Annotated in this window: 7 protein-coding genes; 5 read left to right on the top strand and 2 right to left on the bottom strand. The window is 45.2% G+C overall.

Annotated features, from left to right (window positions below; all coding sequences use genetic code 11):
• Positions 1 to 142 precede the first annotated feature (142 nt).
• Positions 143 to 655 carry a hypothetical protein gene (locus JCM2765_RS15455; protein WP_054737462.1) on the bottom strand — a complete coding sequence of 171 codons (513 nt, stop codon included), beginning with the start codon at positions 653 to 655 and terminating at the stop codon, positions 143 to 145.
• Between the two features lie 324 nt (positions 656 to 979).
• Between JCM2765_RS15455 and JCM2765_RS15460 the strand changes: the two genes are divergently transcribed.
• Together JCM2765_RS15460 and argH are read left to right on the top strand one after the other, a co-directional pair.
• Positions 980 to 2278: an argininosuccinate synthase gene (locus JCM2765_RS15460; protein ID WP_054737463.1), complete on the top strand. Its 1299-nt coding sequence runs from the start codon at positions 980 to 982 to the stop codon at positions 2276 to 2278.
• A complete protein-coding gene (gene argH / locus JCM2765_RS15465; protein WP_054737464.1) occupies positions 2278 to 3663 on the top strand; it encodes an argininosuccinate lyase in 1386 nt (461 codons plus the stop codon). Before JCM2765_RS15460 ends, argH begins: the two co-directional genes overlap by 1 nt.
• Positions 3664 to 4546: 883 nt before the next feature.
• Here argH and JCM2765_RS17605 read toward each other — a convergent pair.
• Positions 4547 to 4717, bottom strand: coding sequence for an SPJ_0845 family protein (locus JCM2765_RS17605; protein ID WP_162838526.1), 171 nt, complete (start codon positions 4715 to 4717; stop codon positions 4547 to 4549).
• Positions 4718 to 4994: 277 nt separating this feature from the next.
• On the opposite strand from JCM2765_RS17605, the gene JCM2765_RS15470 reads away from it, so the two are divergent.
• From JCM2765_RS15470 to JCM2765_RS17300, 3 genes are all read left to right on the top strand, one after another.
• Entirely contained in the window at positions 4995 to 6476 is a 1482-nt protein-coding gene (locus JCM2765_RS15470) for an ABC transporter substrate-binding protein/permease (protein WP_054737465.1), read from the top strand.
• A complete protein-coding gene (locus tag JCM2765_RS15475; RefSeq protein WP_054737466.1) occupies positions 6466 to 7212 on the top strand; it encodes an amino acid ABC transporter ATP-binding protein in 747 nt (248 codons plus the stop codon). The genes JCM2765_RS15470 and JCM2765_RS15475 overlap by 11 nt, the downstream gene beginning before the upstream one ends.
• A gap of 109 nt (positions 7213 to 7321) precedes the next feature.
• A complete protein-coding gene (locus JCM2765_RS17300) occupies positions 7322 to 7477 on the top strand; it encodes a hypothetical protein (protein ID WP_156301826.1) in 156 nt (51 codons plus the stop codon).
• Positions 7478 to 7662 lie beyond the last annotated feature (185 nt).

Below are 7662 nucleotides of genomic sequence, written 5' to 3' on the forward strand. Positions count from 1 at the left end.
CCCGCGGCATCCTTCCACTATATAAAATCAGAATCACTGAATTTCACAAACTAAACATGCTTACGCTGGACACAAACGACAGTATAAAAACACCTCACTAGGCACATCCTAATGAGGTGTTTTTTGTTGCGGCAGGCAAACGTTAATTATTCACCGAGTTTTTCAGATAAGTCAACGCACCGCTACCGGATAATTGCTTGTAGGCCTTGTAAGCAGCGACCCACTTGCCCTTTGCGACGGCTTGGCGCAGGTCGGTATATTGACCGCTTTTAAAGATAATTTTAGTTGCCGCCTTAGCTTGTGATTGGCTCAGGCTAGTATCGGAATTGAGTAGTTTATTCAATTGTTGTTGGTTGTCAGCAGCTTTCATGATGATGGTCATCTTGGTTTTCTTCAGTTTTTTAACGGCCGCATTAATTTTAGCGTCGGTTGCCGGATCACCGGTTTTGCTGGCATCGATCCGCTTGACCAATTCGTTTTTAACAACGGTATCCGCTGGCGTATCGTTACCGGTTGCCGAGCGCATCGCATTGTTGAGCGGTGTGAAGAAAATGACGACCAGAATAATGATGGTGGCAATGCCAATTAAGACCCACGCAAGCACTTTTGGCCATCGTTTCGTTCCGAGTGATTCAGAGGTGTCTGATTCAGCCATTAAAGTCCCTCCTTTCAGTACGCTTTCGTCCATTATAGCGTATTTAGTTGATGGGGAACTTATGACAACCAAAACGTAACTAATTTATTATGGTTGAGAAATAAAGCAACGCGCTGCTTTGAAAATTGGCTATTTTTTAAGGATTAAATTAGAAAGTGGTGGGATTCAGTCAGATTTAAAATATGCAAAAATCCTGAATTTATGTATATTATTGTTAATATTTAGATTTTTTATGTATAAATCACGAAAAAGTATTGCATTTGCTGAATATCGGTGGTAATCTCATATCATTAAGTTGAAATGAAGAAATGAGAGGGAATATAAATGTCAGAAAATCAAAAAGTAGTACTCGCATATTCAGGTGGATTAGATACGTCGGTTGCCATTCCTTGGTTAAAGGATAAGGGCTACGATGTGATTGCATGTTGCATCAACGTTGGTGAAGGTAAGGATTTGGATTTCGTTAAGTCAAAGGCCTTACAAGTCGGGGCTGTTAAAGCTTACGTGATCGATGCTTTGGAAGAATTTGCTGAAGATTACGCCATGGTTGCTTTACAAGGCCACACGTTCTACGAAGGCGAATATCCATTGATTTCAGCCTTATCTCGGCCATTGATCAGTAAAAAGCTCGTTGAAGTGGCGCAAGAAGAAAACGCCACGGCCGTTGCTCATGGTTGTACCGGTAAGGGTAACGACCAAGTGCGGTTTGAAGTTGCCATTCACGCCTTGAACCCAGCCTTGGAAGTGCTTAGCCCAGTTCGGGACTGGCACTGGTCACGGGAAGAGGAAATTGAATACGCTAAGGAACACAACATTCCAATTCCAATTGATTTAGACTCACCATACTCAATCGATGCTAACATCTGGGGCCGGGCCAACGAAGCCGGTGTCTTGGAAGATCCTTGGGTGAGTGCACCAGAAGATGCTTACGCATTGACCAACCCAATTGATAAGACCCCTGATACCCCAACCGATGTTGAAATCACCTTTGAACAAGGGGTACCAACTAAGTTGAACGGCAAAGCTTACCAATTAGCTGATTTGATTCAAGAACTTAACAAGATTGCTGGCGAACATGGTATCGGCCGGATCGACCACATTGAAAACCGGTTGGTTGGGATCAAGTCACGTGAAGTTTACGAAGCCCCAGCCGCAACTGTTTTGATGAAAGCTCACAAACAATTGGAAGATTTAACTTTCGAACGGGATTTAGCCCACTTCAAGCCAGTTATTGAAAAGCAATTAAGCGAAATGATCTACAACGCCCTTTGGTTCTCACCATTAATGGACGCTTTACAAGCCTTCTTAAAGAAGACCCAAGAAGTTGTTAGCGGTGTGATCAAAGTTCAATTATTCAAGGGTAACGTCATCACATTAGGTCGGAAGTCAGATAGCTCACTTTACGACAAGAATCTGGCAACTTACACGTCAGCCGATTCATTCGACCAAGAAGCAGCCAAGGGCTTCATCAAGCTTTGGGGCTTACCAACGACTGTTTACTCACAAGTTAAGATGAAGAACCAACAATCAGCGTTTGTTAGCGCAGTGACCCAAAACACCAAGAGTAAGGTGAAGGTTGCCGTGAAGGCAGAAGCAGACAAGCACACGGAGGCGAAGAAATAATGAGTACCAAAAAGCTCTGGGGTGGTCGGTTCCAACAACAGGCGGCCGCTTGGGTCGATGCTTTTGGTGCCTCCATTTCCTTTGATCAATTGATGGCTGAAGAAGACATCGAGGGATCATTAGCCCATGTTAAAATGCTTCAAAAAACTGGCATCGTGCCAGCTGATGACTGTGACCAAATCATTGCGGGATTGGAAGGCATCCAAACCGACCTCGCTGCCGGCAAAATTGAATTTGATGTGTCAAATGAAGATATTCATATGAACATCGAAAGTATTTTGACCGATCGAATTGGACCAGTTGCCGGGAAACTGCATACGGCACGTTCTCGGAACGATCAAGTGGCCACTGATTTTCACTTGTACCTCAAGAAGCGGTTACCACAGGTGATTGATGAAATCACAACGATTCAAGAAACCTTAGTGAAACTCGCTGAGGATAACGTGGAAACCATCATGCCAGGTTACACGCATCTGCAACATGCCCAACCAATTTCGTACGGGCACTACCTAATGGCTTATTACCAAATGTTTAAACGTGACAAGGAACGTTTTGCGTTTAATGAAGTGCATACCGATATCTCACCATTAGGGGCAGCTGCGTTGGCCGGGACGACTTTCCCAATTGATCGTCAAATGACGGCGAAGACACTTGGCTTTTCACAGGTTTATGCAAATTCGCTGGATGCTGTTTCTGACCGGGACTTTGCGTTGGAATTTTTGAGCAACAGTTCTATTTTGATGATGCACTTGTCACGGTTCTGTGAGGAACTCAGTATGTGGGTCAGCCACGAATTCCAATACTTGGAATTGAGCGATGCTTACACCACTGGGAGTTCAATCATGCCACAAAAGAAGAACCCCGATATGGCCGAATTGATTCGGGGCAAAAGTGGTCGGGTCTATGGCCATTTGATGGGACTGTTAGCCACCATGAAGTCCTTACCGTTGGCGTACAACAAGGATCTTCAAGAAGATAAGGAAGGCGTGTTTGATACAGTTAAAACGTTGTTGCCGGCTTTAAAGGTCTTCAACGGGATGTTATCAACGGTGACGGTTAAGGCCGATAACATGAAGCACGCCACTGAAAACGACTTCTCCAACGCCACTGAATTAGCCGACTATCTGGCAACGAAGGGCGTACCGTTCAGAGAAGCGCACGGCATTGTCGGTCAACTAGTTTTGAAGGGCATTCAAACTCATCAAAACTTGCAAGACATGTCATTAGCGGATCTCCAAGAAGCCGCACCGCAAATCGAAGCGGATGTCTACAACGAATTAAAATCCGAAGTTGCCGTTGAACGGCGTCACTCGGAAGGCGGCACTGGTTTTGATCAGGTTCGCAAACAAATTGAAACTGCTAAGGCAGAGTTGGCTGACGATTAGTTGACTTTGATTGGCAATGCAAAACACCCCGCTCAAATTTGTGAGTGGGGTGTTTTTGATTTGTGCGGTCGTTTGTGTCCAGCGTAAGCATCATTGATGTGAGTTTGTGAAATGTGATTTGTGTGAACTGACGATTCCGGTCAGCGACTAGATTCCAGCTGTGGGGCCGGCCTGAGCCAAAAGGCGGTCTCAGACCTCAAATTGAAGTCTCGCCAAAATCGTGCGAGTCTTCAATTTGTCCCCGATAATTGGTGGTTGTTGGAAGTTCGTCAACAACCACCAATTATCGCGACACGGCTTCCACCTAGTCGCTGACCGAAATCTCATATTGTGCAATTCGGCACTATCGCAGAACATCTCAAAACGCGTTGAACGGCAAGGTTACTTCGTCAAGTCAGCATAAACGTGACGTTCAACTGATGAATCTCAGCGTCACGCAACCGTTGATTCATTGCGGTTACTGAACATTGACCACAATTGCTTCTGCAGTTGTCGAGTTATCGTCTAATGTTGCCGGTACACAGTTTCGTTAACTTCAGGATGTGACAGTCAGCGATTCCAGTTGCCAACGACGCACCATGTAGCGGGAGGCGGAGGCGCGCGGGGCTCAGTGGTGTCGGTATGACTTAGGCAGTCGTGCCCCGTGGGTTTCGGGGTGCGAGTGCCTTATGTCATACGCGAGACGGAGGAGATCCGGCATGGGCGTTTTTCGGCCCATTCCTAGCTCCGGAGCGAGCCACCACGTTCCGGCCTCGCATAGCGCCGGAGTCTCCCGCGGCATCCTTCCACTATCCAACCCCAGAATCATTTCACAAACTAAATATGCTTACGCTGAACACAAACGAAATAAAAAAACCGAAGCAATATGCTCCGGTTCAACAATTTATTTATGGTAGTGATGTTCTTCTTTGATCAATGATTTGGCTTTCTTAGTCTCATCCTTGTTGTCCGCACGCTTCAAAAATTTGTCGCGCTTGTCGTCCTTGGTGTCGAGTTCCGCAAACTTACCAAACATTGCGTTAAGATCATCTTGTCGTTTTACCTTCAATGCCATTGGAAAATCAGCTCCTTACTTTGGTGCTTATCTTATCAGAAAACTGAATTGAAGTACAGGCTAAGGCTAAAATCAAGCTTCGAGATGAGTGGGCAACCAAGAAGTTAAATGAGAAGATGGCGAATTCATTGCGGATGTTAATCATTATTGATTGCATAAAAACGTTTTATACGGTGTATTTGTGTATAAACGAAGCTTTTTCTTAAATTTTATTGCATAAATAGTGAAATTAGTGTATTGTAAGAATTATTAAAATTCAGAGAGGAAGTTTCCGCGAATGAAAAACCAGGGGAAAAGGGCATTGCAGGTTATTTTAACCATCTGCTTGTCGCTATTATTTTTTATCGGCGTCAGTTCAATCAACCATCAAACCGCCTATGCTGCGGATCAATCATTACAACATATTAAGGATAAGGGCACGTTAGTCGTTGCCATTTCACCAGATTATCCACCATACGAGTTTGAATCGAGTCACAAGGGGAAAGATAACATCGTTGGGATGGATATTCAGGTCATGAAGAAGATTGCCAAAGATCTGGGTGTGAAGTTAAAGCTCAAGAGCATGGCGTTCAATAACGTGTTAGTGGCCGTTGAAACCGGCAAGGCTGACTGTGCGATCGGTGGGATCAACCCAACCGCTAAACGGCGTCAAAGCGTTGACTTCTCCGATATCTATTACGTTGGTGGTCAGAGTTTCTTGATCAATAAGACGGATAAGGGCAAGTATACCGGTCAAAAATCCTTAGAGAATAAAAAAATCGGGGTTCAGACTGGGACGCTGCAATACCAACTCGCAAAGACTAAAATTGCGGGCGCTTCAGTTAAAGGGATGGATAAGTCAACCGACCTCGTGCTGGCGTTGAAAACACACAAAATCGATGCATTAGGAATCGAAACGCCATCAGCTGAAGCCTACGTGAAAAATGATCCAGATTTGGCCATGATTCCTTCTGGTTACAAGCTGAGTTTGAACCAGACCGGGACAGCGATTGCCTTTAAGAAGGGGTCAACGTCGTTAGTTACGGCCGTTAATAAGAGTGTTAAAGAAATTAAAGCTAAGAAGTTAACCAGCCAGTATTTAGCTGATGCTGGTAAATACATGAAGGTCAACACGACCAACACCTCAATGATTCACTATTGGAAATACTTTGCTGAAGGGATCGAATACACGTTGATCATCTCAGCGGTTTCCGTCGTGATTGGGGTTGCGTTAGGGACGTTACTGGCCTTAATGCGGTTTGCCAAGAGTAAGTTCTTACACGCCATTGCGATTGCCTACATTGAATTCGTTCGTGGGACACCGTTGATGGTTCAAGTAATGTTTGTTTACTTCGGGATCGGGATCATTGTGAACTTACCAGCGTTACTTTCCGGGATCATCGCGGTCTCCTTAAACAGTGGGGCCTACGTTGCCGAAATTATTCGTGGTGGGATCAACTCCGTTTCGAAGGGCCAAACCGAAGCAGCTTCTAGTCTTGGGTTAAAGCGGGGCGATATGTTGCGGTATGTCGTCTTGCCACAAGCGTTGAAGAATATTTGGCCAGCCTTAGGGAACGAATTCGTTTCCCTGATCAAGGAAAGTTCAATTGTGTCAATTATCGGGGTTACCGACTTGATTTACCAATTGAACATTGTGCGGGCAGATACGTACCGTGGCGTTATGCCGGTCTTCGTGGCGATGGTCATCTACTTCGTGTTGACCTTTATCCTGACCAGAATCCTAAACTTCTACGAGAGGAAGATGAAGCATGCCAAGTAACGTATTAATTGATGTACAAAAATTAGAGAAAAAATACGGCGATAACGAAGTGCTAAAGGAAATTGATGGCACCGTTGCGGCTGGGCAAGTAATCTGCGTGATTGGGCCTTCAGGTTCTGGGAAGAGTACCTTTTTACGGTGTTTAAACTTGTTGGAGCAACCAACTTCCGGTCAAGTGTTGTTTGAGGGTAAGGATACCCAGACGTTAAACGAAACTGAATTGACGACCATGCGCGAACGGATGGGAATGGTGTTCCAAAACTTCAACTTATTTCCCAACATGACCGTGTTGGAAAACTTGAAACTAGCACCGATTCGCGTGAAGCACATGTCGGATGCTGAAGCCGGCGAAAAAGCGTTGAACTTGTTGAAACGGGTTGGCTTAGGTGAAAAAACCGACGTTTACCCAGCTAGTCTTTCTGGTGGACAACAACAACGGGTGGCCATTGCGCGTGCTTTGGCGATGGATCCAGAAGTGTTGTTATTCGACGAACCAACCAGTGCGTTGGATCCCGAAATGGTTGGTGAAGTGCTAGCCGTTATGAAGGAACTAGCCGAAGAAGGCATGACGATGGTGGTCGTGACCCACGAAATGGGCTTCGCCCGTGAAGTGGCCGATCAGGTTTGGTTCATGGCTGACGGGTATATTCTGGAAAAGAATGAACCGAATGAGCTATTCAATCATCCGCAAAATGAACGGACACAGGACTTTATTAGCAAGATTATCGGTAACTAAATTGGAATAAGGTTTAAAGCTCGCACGGCCTAAGTGGTTGTGCGAGCTTTTTGCTGTTGTTTGTGTCCAACGTAAGCATTCTTGTATTTAGTTTGTGAAGTTCGGTGATTTGCGTGAACTGTCGATTCCGGTAAGCGTTGGCGCAATTCGGCGTTATTGCAGAGCATCTCAAGTCTTTAACTGCACGGGTGGTCACGGAATTGCAACGACTGACGTTGATTCGACAAACGTTCAAATTGATCAGCAACCAGCGCAACTGTCTTAAGTTCGCGTAAAACGTATCGCATGACTGGCAGATTTAGTCTCGCGCAATCGTTGATCCATTGCGGTTACTAAACAGTGACCACAATTGCTTTTGCAGTTGTCGAATTATCAGCTAACGTTGTCATTAAGCAGTTTCGTCAACTTCAGAATGTGATAGTCAGCTATTAAGGTTGTCCACAGCGCACC

Origin of the sequence: Secundilactobacillus similis DSM 23365 = JCM 2765 (assembly GCF_001311075.1) — a bacterium.
GTDB lineage: Bacteria > Bacillota > Bacilli > Lactobacillales > Lactobacillaceae > Secundilactobacillus > Secundilactobacillus similis.